This is a genomic window from Paenibacillus sp. DS2015 (genome assembly GCF_050433705.1).
Classification (GTDB): domain Bacteria; phylum Bacillota; class Bacilli; order Paenibacillales; family Paenibacillaceae; genus Paenibacillus_AQ.
In genome coordinates, this window is the sequence record NZ_JBNPWS010000093.1 from 1 (window position 1) to 1,165 (window position 1,165).

Annotated in this window: 1 protein-coding gene; it reads right to left on the reverse strand. The window is 35.5% G+C overall.

Annotation, left to right across the window (positions count from 1 at the left end):
* Window positions 1-129 precede the first annotated feature (129 nt).
* Window positions 130-618: a YcxB family protein gene (locus J2T13_RS26280; RefSeq protein ID WP_429375669.1), complete on the reverse strand. Its 489-nt coding sequence runs from the start codon at window positions 616-618 to the stop codon at window positions 130-132.
* Window positions 619-1,165 lie beyond the last annotated feature (547 nt).

The window sequence follows — 1,165 nt, forward strand, 5'->3', positions numbered from 1 at the left end:
TTTTCTGCTCATATGTTCACGATCGTGGTAGCCTTCATACCGTCGTTATGAAGGCCTTTTTTTCGGGCAACTGCGCAACCAATCCAAAGTGTTATATGTCGTTGGGGCCTTCTTCGAATAGCTGACACATCATTTATTTGTCTTAAGATATGTTTTAATTTGATCTAAAAAACGATTCATATCGACTTGTGTTGTAAATGTTCTCTTAGGTATGATATGTGCCATGATCTTATCTATAAAAATATAGAAATAATCTTTATCTTCTTCAATGCTATTAATCCCTTCCCATTTCGTACTTCCTTCTGTTACTGAATTTCTCCATTTTAATTCCTCATTTGTTATCTCTATTTCATGTACTCCTAATATTCCTTTGTTGTCTTCCAATAATTTCTTAATTCTTTGTTTAATGCGTTTATATGCAAAATAATTAATGAATACTCCACCAATAATCCCCACACTTACACTGTACCAAAAAGGTAGTTTCATCCCAAGAAAAATTAGTACCATCATAATAGGCAATCCTACAATGAACGAATAAACGGTTACTTTATACCGTTGAAGTAACACAAATTTGTTAAAGTTCCAATAGTCTTCTCGATTTATCTCTATTTTTAACATCTCTTTTATTGCTCCTTTTGTTTATTTCTTTGTTGTAATGATTTGTTAAAGTATATTTTTGCCCCAATGTCATATAACGTTGCGCATTCCTGACGTCCGAACGGCTTAAGGACCGTAGGTCCGGGTGGCTCTGCCACTTAGCCGGTTGGATGTGTCGCCTGATTCAACTTCTCTGAAATTCCCCTTGGTGACCAAGGAGCGAATGCGACGATGTAGGAATGTTTTGTTAGTCGATGTCCATGCCTTCTATGAATTACTGTACTAATCTTTCTTTCTCTATCGGTTTATCCAGATCGGCATTATTAATAGCCCCAGTGAAATTATAGTTAAACTTCTTGTCGATATTTTATTCAGCCTTTTATTGTTCTCAGACTTATACCAGCCCTTAAACTGAAAGTAATTTCGGTATAGTACTAGAAAAATGAGAACATTTCCTAATGCCATACTCCAATGATGTGAACATCAATTGTAAAATACCTAATATCAGCAGTTGAAAATTCCCCATAATTAGCCGACATACTCTCCGAGGGGAGAGAAATATATGGTC